The sequence below is a fragment of the Bacillus sp. 7894-2 genome, assembly GCF_002272225.1.
Classification (GTDB): Bacteria; Bacillota; Bacilli; order Bacillales; family Cytobacillaceae; genus Cytobacillus.
Genome location: NZ_NPDG01000123.1, coordinates 1 through 18242, shown reverse-complemented (window position 1 = coordinate 18242; position 18242 = coordinate 1). Strand labels below are relative to the sequence as shown.

Sequence of the window (18242 nt, the reverse complement as noted above, 5' to 3'; positions counted from 1 at the left end):
CTTATTTCACCTTTGTGTATTTTTCGTCTAAACGCTTTTCAATTTTCTCAAGCATTGCTTGATCTCTCAGCAGCTCTTCTTTGTTTTTCTTAATTAATTCAGCAAACGATATCTTAGCTTTTTTCATGTTGGTCTCCTTTCCTTCTATTAATTAAGTATTGAAAGCTTCGCACTGTTTCCCTGCAGTTATGTCGATTGAGGATTTTCATTGCCAAGCTATATCAGGCAATAAAAAAACCTCTACCAGCAAGCGGTAAAGGTTTTAAAAACAAAAAGACCTTTACCCGAAACAGGCAAAGGTCTTGCTAACAACGTTAAGGTTGCCAACAAAGCCGGGAGCTCTTAACTCCGAAATGACGACTCTGCTGTAAAAGCTACTCCCCTTTAGGAGAAACTATTCAACTATTTAAATAAATCATATTCTATTTTCATCAAAATGTCAATGCTTATGCAAATCGGTAATAAATTAAAATGAATGTCGCAAGGACGAAAATAAAGTTCAGGAATACAAACACAAATTGATCCGCCTTAGTTTTGTGCAGCTTGATCGGCGGGTTATAGAAAGACACCCCTTCAATGATGAAAATAATCAGCACAATATGAATCATAAAATGCCCGATCACTTCTGTCATGCCAAACAGCATTGTGGTAGTGATGAAAATAACTGTCACGACGAAGCCAACTACACGGTTAAGAATCCCTACTACAAGAAGGTAACCGACCACAAATTCAATGAATGCAGCCATAACAACGAATGCAGCAGGTGCAAATCCGAATGTAGGGACTCCATGATTGGCCACAATATCCAGTGACATGCTTGGATATACCCATTTTTCGACAGCCACCCAGCATAAAGATAAACCTGTGCCCAAATATAAGAATGGAAATCCAACCTTCTCGAGCTTCGTGCTGCCGACCATCAGGACTCCAATAATGGCAACATAATATCCATAATCAAGCATATGGAAAATGCCATTCTGCATGGTAACGTACACAAACAGCCCCAGTAAAATAACGGCCCCGGCCTTTGTTGAAATATGATGAGGAATTAGCAGAAAGCCAATCGCAGCCCACGTTAATATCATAGCAATCGTGCTTGTTAAATGAAATTCAGGCGCAAACAATGTTCCGTTCGTTACCTGGATTATTAACGCCGCAGCAGTTCCATACTTCAGGATATATCTGCTGTATTTGCGGAATCCTGAGAGCCAGTCATCAAGCTTTTTGACTTTGGCCCATTGTGAAGTCTTTGGGATAATCAATGTCAATAGCCCAAGGACAATCGCAGCCGCCAGGGCCAGTCCCATAAATAACGGTGAAAATATATTTTCAATGGTTTCCTTTTGAGGCGCCACATTCGTGAACCATTTCACATGTGCGCTTGTAAAAAAAGGTGTCATGACTAAGCCTATTATTAATAATAACTGAAATATTTTTTTCATGGTTTGTTATGCCTCCTTGATGGCATTTAAAATTATTTAAACAATATTAGTACAGTATTAATATAATATACTTCTTGTTCTTATGGATTATTCAAAAATGAACATTATGTGAAATTATTCACATGTTAGTGCACATAAAAATACAGGCTAATTTGCGCCTGTATTTTTATTCCCTACTTTTCTCTTTTCAGAGCTGAAAGTGCCGGCTTTTTCTCTTCTTTCATTCCCTCATCTGACACTATGTCTTTTGCCGCGCTTTTAAACTCAGTTAATGTCCGTCCAAACGCCCTCCCAATTTCGGGAAGCTTGGATGGCCCAAATATGATCAAGGCAATGACAAGAACAAGAATTAAGCCTGGAATGCCAATGTTAGAAATCATTTTCTCACCGCCCTTTTAATGTAATACCTTTTCGCGCTTTTTTTTAAGCTGCTTTTCATGTGCCCGATTATGGGCACGGTGGCGGTCTTCCTCAACCTCGGCAGATATTCGAACTCCCTGAGGGACAGCAGAAGCCGAAACCTGCTTCAATCCAGCCTGATCTTTTTCAAAAACAAATGATGCTCTTGTTGAAATATCCGCTCCAGGCTCTGTTACGGATGGAAGAACCCGGTAATCCGCACGCCATTGCTCTGGTGTTACCCGGCAGCGGACATAGCCCCTATAATTATTAAAGAACTTAATATGCGGATTCTCTGCAAGCGTCTTTTCCGTATCTGCTCTCACATCTGATCCGTTCCCTCCTGATGTGATAGAGGTTCCGACAAATTCGGCCCCAATCAGCTTTGCATTTGAATCATCATAGTCTGTTAGAATATTGGAAGCCCAGCTTGCATGAACATCTCCAGTCAGGACGATCAGATTTTCGATATTGTTTGAAGCTGCGAAATCAGCCAGGCGCTCCCTGGCAGCAGGGTATCCATCCCATGCATCCATGCTGAACTTTGGCGAAGCACTTGTCCCGAAATTTCTCTGGGCAAAGAACACCTGCTGCGCTAGTACATTCCATTGCGCATTGGAGCTGGCAAGATTGCTTTCAACCCATTGTTCCTGTTCATTCCCAAGGAGAGTCCGGGCTGGATCAAGCGACTCCGGTGTATGCTGCTTGCTGCCATCACCATTTGCCTGGTCATCCCGATATTGCCGGGAATCAAGCACAAGGAATGACGCCAGGCTGCCATAGCTGAACTCCCTATACAACTGCATACCATCACCATTTGGCATGGAAGATAACCGGAGTGGCATGTGCTCATAGTATGCCTGATAAGCTGCTGCCCTGCGTTTAATAAATGCTTCAGCTGACTGACCTTTTTCCGGAATCCCTCCTGCATAGTTATTTTCCACTTCGTGGTCATCCCAAGTGACCACCCAAGGGAAAGCAGCATGAGCTTCTCTAAGATGCTGATCAGATTTATACTGAGCATGGCGATTCCGATAATCTTCTAGAGAGATAATTTCCGGCCCGCTATGATGGCGGACATTTCCTGTTGGTGAAATATATTCATTTGGTCCATATTCATATATGTAGTCGCCAAGGTGAATAATAAAATCCAAATTTTCCTTTGCCATATGCTGATAGGCTGTAAAAAATCCATGTTCATACTGCTGACATGAAGCAAATGCAAATGATAATCCTGATACTTTGGCACCCGCAGGCGGAAGTGTCTTTGTTTTGCCGATTGGGCTAAGCTCATTGCCGCTTTTAAAACGATAATAATAAACAGTGTTTGGCATTAAGCCTTCTGCCTCCACATGCACAGAATGCGCCAATTCCGGCACTGCGATTTCAGTCCCGTGTTTAACAACTTTTCGGAAGTGTTCATCTGCAGCAAGTTCCCATTTGACCGGTACAGCATGATTTGGCATCCCGCCTCCATTAAGCGGATCTGGCGCTAGCCTTGTCCATAAAACCACACTGTCAGAAAGAGGATCTCCTGATGCGACACCGAGCGTAAAAGGGTATTTGCTGAACTTAGGAGCAGCATCAACCTTTAGATTACCCACCCCTAATGATTGCGCCATAGCCAGCGCCAGCGAAAAACCGGCTATTTTTCCTGCGCCAGATAGAAAGCTCCGGCGGTCAATGTCCCTTTTCAGATTTTCTTCATTAAAATTCCTGATTAAATCATCAATCGATCTCTCATTGTTCATTTTCTTCACCTCTTAATTCAATCTGGATTCACATTTGATTATAAGAGGCATTTTTTAAAGCAATATGAAGATGTGTAAAGGAGAATGACAATACCTCTGCCTATTTTATCAGGTCTTTTGTAAGGATTTGGTTATTCTTTCACCTGTAATCTAGGCTTGCAGCCAAAATACCTTTGTTCTCCTGTATCATTTGTCCCAGATATTTTTACAATATATACATAGAATATTAACGAATCCTGTCAAAATCTTTTAGTTTACTAATCTATAAATAGTGGTTATGATGATAGTTATAATCTTGAAAAGGGGTGAGGGAATGAGGAAACGCCAGGTAATGCCACTTTTACTGCTGTCTGTGTTTTTATCCTTTCTCATTACCCAATATCCTGGTGTTCATTATAATGACATTCCAATGGACCAAAGCAAAGCGGTAACAGTTTCGGACTTTACCGAGAGCTTCCTATTAAAAGATGATCCCAAAAAGCATATCTTCACTTTGGATATCATCTCTTTATCCATTACAATTCTGACAGTTATCCTTTTTGTATATAGTGCTCTGCACATTGCCCGCAGGAGAAAGATATTTTATACTCCAATTTTCTACGAGGCGAATTATGTCATTCAAGCTCCTTAATTGTCCAACCAAACAATTAAAGGAGGAAGACATAATGTGGATTAGATTTTTAATGATTGGGTTATTTTCATTAACAGCTTCCAGCCTGTTCTTTTATCAGGGTATGGAAATGTATCATGCTTTCACAGATTTCTTTAGACAAAAATGAGAAGTTGGCGCCCAGGGATTCCCTCCCGGGGCGTTTTTATTTCATAAAAAACCCGGCCTGTTTTATTCCCAGGCCGGGTTTCCTTTCTTACTGTGCTTTTGCATATTTATCGTCTATTTTTTTTTCAATCTTCTCAAGCTCAAGGCGATCTTTTAAAAGTTCTTCTCTATTAACTTTAATCATTTCAAGCATTGATAATTTTTTCTTTTTCATTTCTGCTCACCTTCTTTCATGATGTTGGTAACTTCTTGATGCAAGATCTTTATTGAAGCTCTTTTCGTATAATTGTTGTTTTTTTCCTTTCAATGTTGTCCGTTCATTTCTGCTCCAGGCTGCTCGCTTTCGCGGGGCGGACGTGGTCTCGCACCTACCGCTCCAATAAACTCAGTAAATAATATTTATTAAGCAACAAATCTTGTGAAAATTGAAAGTCCTCTTAAAAAACAATCGTCTTATTGCCATGCACTATGACTTTGTCTTCCACATGCCAGGCGACTGCCTGTGCGAGGACCTGCCTTTCCACATGCCTGCCGGCAATTTTGAGATCCTGTGCAGTGTGCCGGTGGTTAACCCGCTGGACATCCTGCTCAATGATCGGCCCTTCATCCAAATCATTTGTAACATAATGGGCAGTTGCCCCAATCAGCTTGACCCCGCGGTTAAACGCCCGTGCATAAGGATTGGCTCCCACGAAGGCCGGCAGAAAACTATGATGAATATTGATAATCCTGTTTGGATATTTGGAAATAAAGCTCGGTGAAAGAATCTGCATATATCTCGCAAGCACAATGAAATCCGCTTTTCCATCCAGCAGCTCTACTGCCTTTTGCTCAGCTTCCGCTTTATTGTCCGGCATAATCGGAACATGATGATATGGTATTCCGAAACCTTCTACCACTTCCCTCATGTCAGGATGATTGCTGATCACAAGGGGAATATCCACTTCAAGCTCCTTCGATTTCCAGCGCCACAGCAGCTCGAGCAGACAGTGATCCATTTTAGAAACAAATATGGCCATCCGCTTGCGCTCGCCTTTGCCGCTCAGCTTCCACTCCATTGAGTATTCCCTGGCCATTTCAGGCAGATCCTCTTTCAGTTTTGAGAAGGACTCATCAAAATGGTTCATATCGAATTCAATCCGCATGAAGAAGATGCCTGCCAGCGGATCGGTTGTGTGCTGGTCAAAATGGACAATATTCGCGTTATGCTCCAGCAGAAAGTTAGAAACTGTGGAAATGATGCCCGGTCTCTCTGGACAGGATATCAGCAACGTCGCCCGGTTTGCGTTAATATTCGTATTCATATAGATTCCTCCAACTGCCTTGCCATCCATATAAAAAGGACAGAAAAAAGGCGGCTTCTTTATCCCCCTTCTCTGTCCTTTTACCTGAGAGTTTGACCCCTTTGGTGTCGCAAAGTCCATGCGCGCTCTCCAGAGATGCGTCCGACTGAGGTTCTGTCTACCTGAGAGATTGGCTTCAAGGGTATTTTTGAAGCTTGCTCCTTCGGCTACTGTATGCTCTCTCCCGCAGCCGTCATCCGCTCGATATTTTTGTTATTTTCAGAATAATATATATTTTAACTTATGTCAATCGAACTAGGTTTCTTTCACAAAATTGCCACAATTTCAGCCTGGCTTTAAAGCTGATTTATTATGTGAAAAGAAAAGTAAAAAAGCTTGAAGACAACGTCTCCAAGCCTTTTTCTACACAGCTGCCTTTGGTTTTGGCTCCTTTTTCTGCCAGGCAATCGTGATAAACAATGTAACGATCAATAGGGCCAGACCGAGAACAAACGGATAGGTTATCCGCACATCGTAAAGTACGCCGGCAATCGTTGGCCCCAGAACGTTTCCAATGCTCATATAAGCATTGTTCATTCCCATCGCAAATCCCTGTTCGTTACCGGCCATTTTAGAGATTAACGTTGTTAACACCGGTCGAAGAATGGAAGTTGCAAGGAAAATGATCAGCGAAATAACGAAGAAAAGTGCATAGCTTCCTGCAAACAGTGAAACTAGGAATCCTGATGCTGCAACAGCCAAAAAGATATTCAATACCTTTCCTTCACCGAATTTATTAACCACACGATCGACTACAAATAATTGAACAATAACACTAATGACTCCTGTCGAAGTCACCATAATGGCAATTTCCTGCGGAGTAGCAGCAAATTCATTATCAAGGTAGAGCCCAAGAACTGACTCATACGCCATTAGTCCAAAGCTCATCACCAATGTAATGACAAGCGGAATAAAATAAGGCTTCTTAACGGACATGGCCAGTTTCTTGACCATCGGTTCCTCTTCAGGCATCTCTCCCGGCACTGTCTGCAATGTGCTGCTTTCCTCAAGGAGCACAACTGAAAAAATAACAGCCACTAGAGAAACAAGCGCGGAAATCAGAAATGGCATTTTTAGGCCGAAGTCTGCCAAAAATCCGCCAATTCCAGGCCCAACCACAATTCCAAGTGACATTGCAGCTGAGACAAGACCATTCCCTTTTGCACGCTGCTCCATGGTAGTAATATCAGCAATGTAAGCAAAAATAGCTGGAATCAGCAAGGCAGCTCCAATGCCTCCAATGACACGTGAAAAGTAAAGCAGCCAAATGGAATCTACTGCATAAAAGACAAGCATGGATAATGTCAAACCAGCTAACCCGTAAATAATCATCTTTCTGCGGCCGTACTGGTCAGCCCATTTTCCCGCGATAGGAGAAAAAATCAGCTGGGCACCCGCAAAAATGGCAATCATCAGGCCTGCTGCCGTTCCTCCCTGATTAATGGATTCCAAATAAGCCGGCAAAATCGGAATGATAATACCAAAGCTTCCGATTGCAATAAACATATTGATCATCAAAATGATCATCTTTTTCTTTTGATCTCCTGACAAAACGGATACCCCTCCTTCTATATGTGAAAAATTTACATTATTTTTTTCGGCACGCTAAATAGCTTATAATGAGACATGCTGCTTTGTCAAAGGAAAAAAAAGAGAAGCCTCAGCAAAGCTGAAGCCTCTTGTAGTTACCCTTTAAATTTGTTCGGGAATTGCTTCACAACCGCATCAGAAATGGCATCTGCCATCATAATAATATGCGACACTCCCTCATCAATCGAAACAATTCTTGCTTCCCAATCCTTAACAAGACTTGCTGTCAGATCATTTGTAACTAATTCCAAATGCTTATAAAGCAGTTTTTTCACATCTTCATTTTTCAGATTTGGATTGGCTCCGCTTAGAAAAGCAGCGATATCATCGGCATTGCGATACCATTCTTTGTTCAGCTGGTTCACCTTTGCACCTTGACCGCTCTTGGCAGCCTCCACGATATCACCCGCAATGACAATATGCTCTTTAAGCAGTTCTGTCAGCTTAGCTCCTGCAGCTTCTCCGAAATAAGGCTTAATGGAATTCCCTATGTCCTCCTGATTTTTAAGCAGGCGTGCCAATACCTGCTTCTGATCCTCCGCCCCTGCAGTTGTGGCACTTGTAATATAGTTGCTTGTCCATAATACATGGTCGATCCATAGTCTGCGGAATTCGTTTTCAAACTTAACCTCTGATTGAGTAAGACACGGTTTTTGTGCAGCTGCACTGCCCGGAGCTGCCAGCATATTCAGCGGCATGAGCAGCATTATTCCTATGATCAGTAATTTCTTCATATCCTTTTCTCCTTCCTAATTGAAAAAGTTTCCTTCTTATTTTGATTATCCTAAGATTTTTCATTCAAAAAAAATAAAGCTCGAGGCTAATGCCCCAAGCTTTTTCAATCAAACGTTTGATTGATTGCATATAAAGCCAATTTACTTGGCTCTTTTCGTATAAACATATTTACCTTCGCATAAATGATTACACTACTGCCACCGCAGCAAAAAACTCATTATAAAGCGCCTGTACCGCACGTACCTCATCCGCTGCCTGTACGCCAAACATCATGCTCACTTCAGAGGAGCCCTGATTGATCATTTCCATATTGACTTTCGCTTTAGCGAGGGCTTTGGAGGCACGGGCCATTGTTCCGATGTTCTGGCGCATCCCCTCTCCAACCACCATAATGAGAGAAAGACTGTGCTGGATTTTCACTTCATCCGCTTGAAGTTCATGCTGTATGCGGCTCAAAATTTCTTCCTCCATCCCATCAGTAAATTGGTTTTCCCGCAGGATAATGGAAATGTCATCAATTCCTGATGGTGTATGCTCATAGCTGAGGCCATTCTCTTCCAAAATGGTCAGCAGCCTCCTCCCAAAGCCGACTTCCCTGTTCATTAAGTATTTGCCGACATAGATGCTGCAGAATCCCTGATCACTGGCAATCCCGATCACAGGTCCGTTTGTGTTATCCCGCTCGTTCACAATTCTTGTGCCGGGAGCAGACGGATTATTCGTATTTTTTATCTGCACAGGAATTCCGGCCCGAAATGCCGGTACAAGCGCTTCATCATGCAGGACAGTAAAGCCTGCATAGGAAAGCTCCCGCATTTCCCGGTATGTCAGCTCTTTGATTTCTTTAGGGCTTTCTACAATAAAGGGATTTACCGAATAGACCGCATCCACATCTGTAAAGTTTTCATATAAATCCGCCTTGGCTGCACCGGCCAAGATGGAGCCTGTCACATCCGATCCGCTTCTTGAAAATGTGAAGACCTGGCCATCCCTGCTATATCCAAAGAAACCCGGAAAGATGATGATCCCGTCCTGCTCCCTTAATGCAAGCAGCTTGTCATATGCTTCAGGGAGCACCTGAGCGTTGCCGGGCTCCGGACTGACAAGCAATCCCGCTTCCTTCGGGCTTACATATCTTGCTTCTATTCCCTGCTGCTGAAAATAGGCTGCTACAAGCTTAGCGTTGTTATCTTCACCGCTTGCTTTGATCAAATCCAGGAAAGCTTCAGGATTATGCGTATCACTGGAAAGCCTCGTAAAAAGATCCTCCCTGATGATATCTTTAATTTCCGGACCAAGCTCTAATTCATCAGCGATTTGGCCATACCTATCCAATACAGCTTCAGCCAAATCATCTGCTGCTTCCCCCAGAATCCGTTTCTCTGCACATGCGATTAATAAATCAGTAACCTTGTCATCCTCTGAAAATCGCTTTCCAGGAGCCGAGACAACAATGATCTTTCGCTCTGGATCAGCATTTACAATATTGAATACCTTCTCGATTTGCTTTCCTGATGCTAAAGATGATCCTCCGAACTTCACCACTTTCATCCTGACATCTCCCAATCTCTGAAAATTTAATCTTTATTTTACTCTTATCCTCACAGAAATCAAGAGGTAATTCCACCATGAAAACACAAATGTTCATCATAAAAATACATAAAAATATCCAGATATAATATTATTACTTGATTTCTATGAATACACCGTTAAATAATATTATTTTAAGAAAATAAAGGAAAACGCTTACAATTATTATTTATTTTTTGGATGAAATAAAGCCAAAAATGATGAAATTAGTGGTTTTCACTCTCCCGCAATAGGGTATATGTTAAGGATATTTATATAAAGAATTAAATCGTAAAACACGGGAAGGGAAAAAGTCTATGGGAATCCTAGTTGTGGACGATAATCAAGCCAACTTATTTGTTATTCAACATATATTAAAACGCGCCGGGTATAAAGACCATTTAACGTTTTCTTCTGCAAAGGATATGTTTCAGCATCTTCAGGGATATTCACCTTTTTCAGCCGAGATAAAAGCAGACGTTATCCTGATGGATATTATGATGCCGGAGATGGATGGAATTGAAGCATGCCGCCGGCTTCAGCAGATTCCCCATTTGAAGGATATCCCGGTGATTTTTGTAACTGCATTGGAGGACTCAAATAAAGTTGCAGAAGCTCTTGATGCGGGCGGGACCGATTATGTAATGAAGCCCATTAATAAGACGGAACTTCTTGCCCGCATTCGCGCTGCCTTAAGGCTTAAATATGAGAAGGACTGGCATAAGGAGCAGGAAAATAAAATCAGGAATGAATTGGATTTATCCATGCAGGTACAAACCAGCATGCTGAGCGAACCGATTTATCATGAACATACACTTTTAAAGGCTTCCTACCTGCCAGCCAACAAACTTGCAGGAGATATGTATTACTGGCACCAGATAGATGAACATCGCTATGCTGCCATACAGCTGGATATGATGGGCCACGGAATTTCAGCTTCTCTTGTATGCATGTTTATCTCTTCTGTTCTCAGAGATGCCATCAGAACATGCAGTGATCCTGAATACGTCATGAACGAACTAAATCGGTGGATGAATTCCCTAAACCAGCGCAATCAGCGAATTCCATATTATTTTACAGCTATTTACCTCGTTCTAAATAAAAAAGACAAAACAATCGAGTATGTAAACGCCGGACATCCAGCCGGATATGCACTTGTAGACAAAGATGAAATGTTCAGCTTATCAAGCAATATGTGTGCAGTGGGTTTTTTCGAAGATATTACGATACAAAAAGAAACTATTCCCTATACAGAGTCCATTCAGCTGCTCTTGTTTACAGACGGGGTGGAAGAAGCGGCAGAGCAGAATAATCTCAATCCATGTGAGTATCTTCAGCGCTTCGCATCCTTTTACTGGAATGCAGCCAGAACAGCAGAGCCAATCGATATGATACTGACTAAGCAGCAGCAGGCAAGCGCTGATGATGATATGTGTATTGTTCTTATTCAGGCAGATTAGGATGAATACATAATATTTCTTACATAAAAACAGAGTGCAGTCCCTCCAAAATAGGGACCGCACTCTGTTTTTATTTTACATGAGAAACCTTCCTGAAAATCTTTTCCTGCAGGTTGATTTCTTCGAATACAGGGTATTCCATCCGCAGCGCTTCCTTGCTGCCAAGCCCCAGAAACCCTCCCATGCTGAGGCTTTCATTAAAAAGATTAAAAACGTGGGTTTGCAGGTCTGTATTAAAATAGATCATCACATTGCGGCACATAATCACATGAAACTCATTAAAGGAGCCATCAGTCACCAGATTATGCTGGGCAAAAACCATTCGTTCAAGCAGGGATGCATTCAGATAAGCTGCTTCACAATCGGTTGTGTAGTATTCAGAGAAGGATTTTTTTCCGCCGGCCATAATGTAATTCTTTGTATACAACTGCATTTTTTGCAGAGGGATTATTCCGCTCTCTGCCTTTTTTAGCACCTTTTCATTGATGTCTGTGGCGTAAATCTTCGTTCGTTCCCCCAGCCCCTCTTCTTCCATCAAAATAGACATGGAGTAGGCTTCTTCCCCAGTCGAACAGCCTGCATGCCAAATTCTGATCTGCGGCAATTCTCTGAGCATCGGGACAACCTCATTTCGAAAAGCCTTAAAAAATGAAGGGTCCCGGAACATTTCTGTCACATTGATTGAAAAATCGCTCAGTACCTTTTGCAGATACCCCTCTTCATGTATAACCTTTTCCGTGAGGCTTGTTATGCTGGGAAGCCGATCCCTGCTTAAGCGATTTTGGATTCTCCTGGCAATTGACGAGCGCATATATTGCCGGAAATCATATCCGGATAAACTATATATAGCCTTTAAAAGCAATTCTATTTCTAATTCTTCCTTTTTCAATTCTTTCATTCCTCAACTTTCGAGAATAAAATGATGTTGACGGTGTCCGGATGTTGTCCGGACTCCTCTCTGCCATCTATGAAAGCCATACTCTCATAACAGACAGAAGCTGGTCCAGTTTTAAAGGCTTGCTGATATAATCCGTTGCACCCGCTTCCATGCATTTTTCCCTATCGCCTTTCATTGCCTTGGCAGTAAGGGCAATGATTGGAACATCCTGGTGCCTGTCCAGCCCGCGGAGCCTCTTCATGGTTTCATAACCATCCATAACCGGCATCATAATATCCATCAGAACAATATCGATCTGATCTGTACCCATTATCAAATCGAGGCACTGCATCCCGTTTTCTGCTGTAAGGACATTCATGCCTTCTTTTTTCAAAGCATTTTTCAGCGCATAAATATTTCTGTGGTCATCATCTACGACAATGACTGTTTTGTCTTTAAGCTCCGTACCTGTCTGCTGATGCTCTGCTTCCGTATCTTCTTTAGCATCTTGTGCTTCAGTTGCCTCAGACACTTCTGTGACAGGCTCAACGGTTACAGCAGCTTCTTCGAAAGCAAGCGAACCGGCCTTTATTTCAGGCATTCCGTTTGGAAGATTCGGGATAACGAGTGTAAACCGGCTTCCTTTTCCTTCTTCACTCTCCACTTTGCAGATACCGCCGAGCAGCTGGGCAAATTCCTTGGAGATGGACAATCCCAGGCCCGTTCCGCCATATTTCCTCATCGTGGCTCCATCAGCCTGCTGGAAGGCTTCAAAAATCAGCTCCTGCTTCTCGGACGGAATGCCAATACCTGTGTCGAGCACTGTTATTTTCAGCCAGTCATTTGTATAGCTGGATAACGGCAAGCCAAAGAAATCGCCTTTTGAAGCTTTTTCAAACGTGACTGCTACTGAACCTTCTTCCGTAAACTTAAATGCATTTGAAAGGAGGTTTTTCACAATTTGCTGAAGACGCTGCTCATCGGTATTGAATACAGAAGGAACTTCTTCCGAAGAGCTTACAGTAAATTCAAGATTTTTATGCCTTGCCACCTGTGTAAAATGCTGTTTCAGACGCTGCGACATTTCTCCCATATTGACTTCCTCAAAGCTGATTTCCAGTTTCCCTACCTCTACTTTTGAAAGGTCGAGAATATCGTTAATGAGGGCAAGCAAATCCTGCCCAGATGTATGTATAACCTTGGAAAACTCTTTCTGCTCCTCAGTAAGGATTTGATCCGGGTCTTCTGCCAGCATTTCTGATAAAAGCAGGATGCTGTTAAGCGGTGTGCGCAGCTCGTGGGACATATTTGCCAGGAACTCTGATTTGTATTTTGAGCTTAGACCCAGCTGTTTTGCTCTTTCCTCCAGTTCTTCCTTGGCAGCCTGAAGTTCTTCGGATTTCATTTCAGCATCTCTTGAGCGCTCTTCAAGCTGCTCATTAATCATACGCAGCTCTTCGGATTGACTCTGCATTTCTTCAGATTGCGCCTGCAGCTCCTCAGACTGGGATTGCAGCTCTTCAGCCTGTGCCTGCAGTTCCTCTGTCTGTGCCTGGGATTCGGCCAGTAAGCGTTCAATCTCCATTCTTCCAGAAATATTCGTAATGGCTATTCCTAATGTTTCTATTACTTTTTCCAATAGTTTGATCTGAGCTTCAGTGAACGGCCTCAAACTCGCCAATTCCAATACTGCCACTACCTCGTCCTTTAGCATAACGGGAGCCATCATGATGCTTTTCGGCCTGACATCTCCCAAACCAGTTGATAAGACTTTGTAATCCTCAGGAACATCCTCAAGGAACATTGTTTTCTTATCCCTGACGGTTTGCCCTGCTAAACCTTCCCCCTCATAGAAAAAGTCTCTTCCTGCATCATCCGCTCCATCTGCATAAGCAGCCTGCTTCTTAAATACAGGTTTGCTTCCGCTGTCATCTTTCACATAAATGACTCCAAGATCAGCACTGGCAGCAGGTGCCAGCCTTGATATAAAATCATCTGCCAAATTGGCTATAGTCACATGCTGGCTATAGATGCTTACTAATGCAGCAGACTGGCTTTGGATCCAGTTTTGCTCACTGATTTCTGCCGAATAGCGCTGTTCTTTCACGTAATAATTCTCAAGGGAATCAGCCATAGAATTAAAAGCTTTCGCAATATTGCCAATTTCGTCATTGGATTCGACATCCAGCCTTGAAATGGAAGAAAGATCCTGATAATCAATATCCTTAATCCCTTTTGTAATTAAGCTGATGGTTCTGCCTGTGCTTCTGATCACCCAAACCGTCACTCCAACGATTAAAACAATTGCTATTGCAACCGCAGCAACCAAAATTGATACTAACTGGCTATACGTGTCATTTGCACCTTTCAGCGATTCCGCCATAAGGGATTCCTGATACTCTTTAAATTCAGCCAGCTTGTTCAGCAGTGCGTTTCGGTTTTCTCTCTCACTTCTGTATAGCGCTTCCAAAGAGTCCATATCACCATTACTCATTAATCCAATAAAGCTGTTTTGCATCTGGGCATATGATTCATATGCCTGCTCCACTTCTTTTAAAAGCAATTTGGATTTTTGTCTATTTAATTCTTGTTCTAATTTAAATATTCGGGTTTGTATCCCCTCATGGTTAGCTTTCACCAATTCAGCCGTCATGGCTGAATCGCTTGAGTCTTTATCGGTGAGCACACTTAGCAGCTGCTGGTCTGTCTGGTAAAATAGCTGTCTGATCTCTGTAGCCTGATTTACCTTATAGTATCGATCCTCCACAATTTCCAGCATGTTTGCTTTCATTCCGTTTACCATAGACAGAATGACAAACATTAGAATAAACAAAAAAAATACGGTTAAGCCCAATCCCATCATTTGCTTTCTTTTAAAGCTCACCTGTTCTCTCCTTCTTTCCCCCGATTTTTTCTTCATCATTTTTCTTTGCATGTTCATGCTTTATGAGATTAAGGTTTTAATAGACCAGCTTCTTTACCCTTATATGTTAGAGGTCAAACCTGTATTTCGCCTTTTTTATATAAATTATTGCTTTTAGCCTAAGTATTCAGCCCGTTGATTTCCGCTGCAGGCACTTAGCAAACCGCGGGGCGGGCGGTGAGCCTTCTCGACGCTGTGCGTCTGCGGGTTCTCACCTTTCCCGCTACTTCGCAGGACTTTGAAACAACGCACGAAGAAAATGCGATAGTATTATCGAGGATCTCGCACCTTCCGCTCCAATCAACACAGTGAAAAAAATAAGTTTTAAACATAAAAAAAGAGGAAGGATTACTCCTTCCCAATGTTTAACGATATTCCTTAACTCTTTCCCCTGCTGAAGTCATCCATTCAAACTGGCGGAGCTTCAGGTCAAATAGTGTCAGAGGATCCTGGTAAATCTCAGGATTTTTGCGCATATCGCTTAATGCTTCTTTATTTTCTGCAATGTTTGTATATGTCTCTTCAACTGTATGATTCAATACGTCAAAAGGATTTCTGAAGAACATCTTAATATCCCGCTCAAGCGATTTCTCGAAGAGTTCGAATTGCTGCATGAATTTATCGGTGATGAATTCTGCGATTTCGCTATAGTCTTCATGCTCAATGAACTGTTTATATTTATTATGGAGCATGGTTTTATTCTGCTGAATCGCCCCAAGCAGTTTTCCTGCACTCTTGAGCAGGAACTGCGATGGCGAAAAGCGGTTTAGAATATTGGCCTTTTCAAGCTGAACACTCCCGCGCGTCATCCGGTCAGCGTCGCGGCGCCAGTCATCCAGGACTCTGAAATCGCAGTCCAGCGCGATTTTCTCCTCGCCGTATAGCTCATTGAAGCCTTGGCTCATTTCATCCAAATATGCCTGGCTGCTTCTGAACTCTCCTTCACTTTCCGCAATCCAATCCTGGATGGAAACATGAAACTCCGGCAAAACCGTATCTTCAATATATTGATGTACCCGATTATTCATTTCATCATTAAGCTCAGTATGGATTTTTCCAAAATCACTGTCTTCAGTCACCATTTCTGAACAATTCCGAAGCAGTTCCGGAATCTGCTTCTCAAGATCCGCTCTCATTTCATCTTTAATCTTGCTGTACGATTTTTTAATCGTCCGGACCTTCTCTTCTTCCATATCCATCAGCTGATTCTTGGCACCCTTTATTTTTGTCACCATCTCTTCATTCCATTTAATCGTATCAATCAAGCTGTTTTCCATCTCAACACGTTTTTCAAGCAGGAATTTGATGGATTTTTTTATATAGTAAAGAACCTTAGCTGTACGCTCTTCTTTACGGTTCCGTCCATCGATCATCGACTTGATAAAGACGGCTAAATCATTGAGCTGGCTTTCACTTTCATAATAGGCGGAGAAAGCAAACACCTTTGCTTTCGGGAAATAGGTATAAACACGGGACTGAGTTTCGTCAAGAAGCTCAATGGCATCCTGGCTGTCCGGAATCCGATCCATTTTACTGAGAAGGAAATGTATAGGCAGTTCCGGAGCCTGCTCTCGCATTCTTACAGCGAGATCCAGCTCTTTATCTGTCAAAGGGGAATCCGCATTCAGGACAAATAGCATGCTGTCAGCGAAATGGAGGTATTGGAACACACCATTTCTGAACTTGCTCTGCCCCGCAAGACCCGGCGTATCTATGACAGCGAGTCTATTATTCTGTAAAAAGCTGAATGGCATCTTGCAGCGTATGAGCGTCTGCTGGCTTTTCTCTGCACTTTGCCTAAAATCCTCAAGATCAGAAATGCTTCTGACTTCCTCGTCCGTAATAGCATGGATTTCCGCTTCATCACTATCCTTGAACAGCACTGAAGCAGAGGTTGAATCCCCCATCAGCTCTTCACCGAGAAGAGTGTTCACAAACGAGGATTTTCCATTTGATGATGCACCGGCAATCAGCAAGTGGCCGGAATCCAAATCAAGGAGCTCACGGACCATCCATTCAAATCGCTCACCCATCAGGACACCTTTTTCCTTTGCCCATTTCATGATATTTTCGAAAAGCTTAAAGCTTTCCTCCAGACCTTCCTGATAACGGACAGAACGGTTCACAAGGCTTTCTGCTTCACTGACAGCAGAAGAATCAATATTGGATGGAAATATTTCGCTCCATGCCAGCACTGCCGATGCCGACACAAGATAATGAGAAGGAGCAGCTATTTTCACCCAATTCGTTATGTGATTGGGAATCAGATGGGATAAGTCCCGAATTAAATGCTTCCCGCTGATCATCTCAAGATAAGTATCTTTATAAAGCTCCGAAAGCACGCTCCATGTATGTGAGCGTCCCGGCTCCATATTCAGGAGAAGATGATTATATTCTTTCAGCCATGAGAAATACAGATCTGATGTCCTGTAGCTGTCCCACAGAGCGGCTGATAAACCTTCAAAGTGAGCCTGATCTGCACGGTATAGCACCGAAAGCGCCTCACTGAAATAGTTGGGCTCCATTTTTGCTGTCCGCCCCTGTTCCACATACGAATGAAGAACTTCAAACCAGGATAGTGATTCTGTCCTGATTGCTTCATTGACAGCCAGCTCCACTGCATTTCCCCAATCGCTGTGTTCTTCAAAGAATCCGCGTGCCAGATCGGTCACATCCGGATAATCCGGATTTAGCCGGACCGCCTCTTTAATGGATTCAACAGCCAATTCAAGCTTGCCGCGCTGTATGTAAAGTGAAAACAGCTGGAGGAGCACCTCGGTCTTTAACACCTCTGAATCCGTTTCAATCGATTTATAAAAGTCCTCTGCATTTGAAAGCAGATCTAATTCAAAATAGGCATCAGCCATATTTTTCTGAGCCCACGGCCCCAATTCATTCGGAATGCTTTCCCATTTAAAAATGGCCGCTTCATAATCCTTGTTAAGGAAATAGACTTCACCCTGGGCGAAGCGGATATTAGTTAAATCAGGCACCTCATTCTGCTGCTCAGCCACATACAGTTCACCCAAAACCCTGATCGGATGCACATTTTCATTAGATTCCATGAAGGTCTTATAAAAGGTTTTGCTGATTAGCTGCTTCTCTAAAGTCATCTTGATCCCCCGCAGTGCTATTTTTAAAAGTGCGCCTAAAGACGGCGTCTTTTAAAAGAATTTTATTGATCCAGCCTGCTGATTTCCTAATTTCATAGGGCTTATCAGTGGCTTTATAAGAAAAGCGGAAGGCGCCAGCCTATCGGCGACAAGCATAAGACGAGCCGGCTGAAAGGTTGTTCTTTAACCTTTTGGACGGATTGAAATAAATGTTGAGGCGACTGCCCAGGGACGACTAGCATAAGACGATCCCTGTAAGAAG

General features: G+C 42.7%; 14 protein-coding genes and 1 riboswitch. Of the genes, 2 read left to right on the top strand and 12 right to left on the bottom strand.

Going from position 1 to position 18242, the window contains the following annotated elements; translation table 11 throughout:
- Nucleotide 1: 1 nt before the first annotated feature.
- The 4 genes from CHI10_RS17485 to CHI10_RS17470 form a co-directional block, all read right to left on the bottom strand.
- Nucleotides 2–127, bottom strand: a complete 126-nt coding sequence (locus CHI10_RS17485) for an FbpB family small basic protein (protein WP_076258308.1) — start codon at nucleotides 125–127, stop codon at nucleotides 2–4.
- A 319-nt stretch (nucleotides 128–446) separates the two neighbouring features.
- Complete coding sequence (locus tag CHI10_RS17480) at nucleotides 447–1442, bottom strand: hypothetical protein (RefSeq protein WP_095245490.1); 996 nt, start codon at nucleotides 1440–1442, stop codon at nucleotides 447–449.
- Between the two features lie 173 nt (nucleotides 1443–1615).
- Entirely contained in the window at nucleotides 1616–1822 is a 207-nt protein-coding gene (locus tag CHI10_RS17475; protein WP_095245489.1) for a twin-arginine translocase TatA/TatE family subunit, read from the bottom strand.
- 15 nt (nucleotides 1823–1837) lie between these two features.
- Nucleotides 1838–3592, bottom strand: a complete 1755-nt coding sequence (locus CHI10_RS17470) for an alkaline phosphatase D family protein (protein WP_095245488.1) — start codon at nucleotides 3590–3592, stop codon at nucleotides 1838–1840.
- A gap of 313 nt (nucleotides 3593–3905) precedes the next feature.
- Here CHI10_RS17470 and CHI10_RS17465 point away from each other — a divergent pair, with 313 nt between their 5' ends.
- A complete protein-coding gene (locus tag CHI10_RS17465; RefSeq protein ID WP_095245487.1) occupies nucleotides 3906–4223 on the top strand; it encodes a hypothetical protein in 318 nt (105 codons plus the stop codon).
- 235 nt (nucleotides 4224–4458) lie between these two features.
- Here the strand turns inward: CHI10_RS17465 and CHI10_RS17460 are convergent, their stop codons facing one another.
- The 5 genes from CHI10_RS17460 to CHI10_RS17440 all read right to left on the bottom strand — a co-directional run bounded on the left by CHI10_RS17460 (nucleotide 4459) and on the right by CHI10_RS17440 (nucleotide 9589).
- Nucleotides 4459–4584, bottom strand: coding sequence for an FbpB family small basic protein (locus CHI10_RS17460; RefSeq protein ID WP_095245486.1), 126 nt, complete (start codon nucleotides 4582–4584; stop codon nucleotides 4459–4461).
- Nucleotides 4585–4807: 223 nt separating this feature from the next.
- Nucleotides 4808–5674: a formyltetrahydrofolate deformylase gene (gene purU / locus CHI10_RS17455; protein ID WP_095245534.1), complete on the bottom strand. Its 867-nt coding sequence runs from the start codon at nucleotides 5672–5674 to the stop codon at nucleotides 4808–4810.
- A 62-nt stretch (nucleotides 5675–5736) separates the two neighbouring features.
- Nucleotides 5737–5817: riboswitch (glycine riboswitch) on the bottom strand.
- A gap of 259 nt (nucleotides 5818–6076) precedes the next feature.
- Nucleotides 6077–7264, bottom strand: a complete 1188-nt coding sequence (locus tag CHI10_RS17450) for an MFS transporter (protein ID WP_095245485.1) — start codon at nucleotides 7262–7264, stop codon at nucleotides 6077–6079.
- Nucleotides 7265–7398: 134 nt separating this feature from the next.
- Nucleotides 7399–8037 carry a glycosyltransferase gene (locus tag CHI10_RS17445; protein WP_095245484.1) on the bottom strand — a complete coding sequence of 213 codons (639 nt, stop codon included), beginning with the start codon at nucleotides 8035–8037 and terminating at the stop codon, nucleotides 7399–7401.
- A gap of 187 nt (nucleotides 8038–8224) precedes the next feature.
- Nucleotides 8225–9589: an aspartate kinase gene (locus CHI10_RS17440; RefSeq protein ID WP_095245483.1), complete on the bottom strand. Its 1365-nt coding sequence runs from the start codon at nucleotides 9587–9589 to the stop codon at nucleotides 8225–8227.
- A 335-nt stretch (nucleotides 9590–9924) separates the two neighbouring features.
- Here CHI10_RS17440 and CHI10_RS17435 point away from each other — a divergent pair, with 335 nt between their 5' ends.
- Nucleotides 9925–11067: a fused response regulator/phosphatase gene (locus CHI10_RS17435; protein ID WP_095245482.1), complete on the top strand. Its 1143-nt coding sequence runs from the start codon at nucleotides 9925–9927 to the stop codon at nucleotides 11065–11067.
- Nucleotides 11068–11137: 70 nt separating this feature from the next.
- Here the strand turns inward: CHI10_RS17435 and CHI10_RS17430 are convergent, their stop codons facing one another.
- The 3 genes from CHI10_RS17430 to CHI10_RS17420 all read right to left on the bottom strand — a co-directional run bounded on the left by CHI10_RS17430 (nucleotide 11138) and on the right by CHI10_RS17420 (nucleotide 17980).
- Nucleotides 11138–11965: a CheR family methyltransferase gene (locus CHI10_RS17430; protein WP_179289074.1), complete on the bottom strand. Its 828-nt coding sequence runs from the start codon at nucleotides 11963–11965 to the stop codon at nucleotides 11138–11140.
- A gap of 67 nt (nucleotides 11966–12032) precedes the next feature.
- Nucleotides 12033–14828, bottom strand: a complete 2796-nt coding sequence (locus CHI10_RS17425) for an ATP-binding protein (protein WP_095245480.1) — start codon at nucleotides 14826–14828, stop codon at nucleotides 12033–12035.
- 404 nt (nucleotides 14829–15232) lie between these two features.
- The gene (locus tag CHI10_RS17420; protein ID WP_095245479.1) at nucleotides 15233–17980 is read right to left on the bottom strand and encodes a dynamin family protein; all 2748 of its coding nucleotides are present in this window, start codon (nucleotides 17978–17980) and stop codon (nucleotides 15233–15235) included.
- Nucleotides 17981–18242: the final 262 nt, after the last annotated feature.

Coding starts and splice junctions, on each gene's coding strand:
- CHI10_RS17420 (WP_095245479.1), bottom strand. CDS start 17,980: ATGACTTTAGAGAAGCAGCTAATCAGCAAAACCTTTTATAAGACCTTC.
- CHI10_RS17445 (WP_095245484.1), bottom strand. CDS start 8,037: ATGAAGAAATTACTGATCATAGGAATAATGCTGCTCATGCCGCTGAAT.
- CHI10_RS17435 (WP_095245482.1), top strand. CDS start 9,925: ATGGGAATCCTAGTTGTGGACGATAATCAAGCCAACTTATTTGTTATT.
- CHI10_RS17470 (WP_095245488.1), bottom strand. CDS start 3,592: ATGAACAATGAGAGATCGATTGATGATTTAATCAGGAATTTTAATGAA.
- CHI10_RS17475 (WP_095245489.1), bottom strand. CDS start 1,822: ATGATTTCTAACATTGGCATTCCAGGCTTAATTCTTGTTCTTGTCATT.
- CHI10_RS17430 (WP_179289074.1), bottom strand. CDS start 11,965: ATGAAAGAATTGAAAAAGGAAGAATTAGAAATAGAATTGCTTTTAAAG.
- CHI10_RS17460 (WP_095245486.1), bottom strand. CDS start 4,584: ATGAAAAAGAAAAAATTATCAATGCTTGAAATGATTAAAGTTAATAGA.
- CHI10_RS17485 (WP_076258308.1), bottom strand. CDS start 127: ATGAAAAAAGCTAAGATATCGTTTGCTGAATTAATTAAGAAAAACAAA.
- CHI10_RS17465 (WP_095245487.1), top strand. CDS start 3,906: ATGAGGAAACGCCAGGTAATGCCACTTTTACTGCTGTCTGTGTTTTTA.
- purU (WP_095245534.1), bottom strand. CDS start 5,674: ATGAATACGAATATTAACGCAAACCGGGCGACGTTGCTGATATCCTGT.
- CHI10_RS17440 (WP_095245483.1), bottom strand. CDS start 9,589: ATGAAAGTGGTGAAGTTCGGAGGATCATCTTTAGCATCAGGAAAGCAA.
- CHI10_RS17480 (WP_095245490.1), bottom strand. CDS start 1,442: ATGAAAAAAATATTTCAGTTATTATTAATAATAGGCTTAGTCATGACA.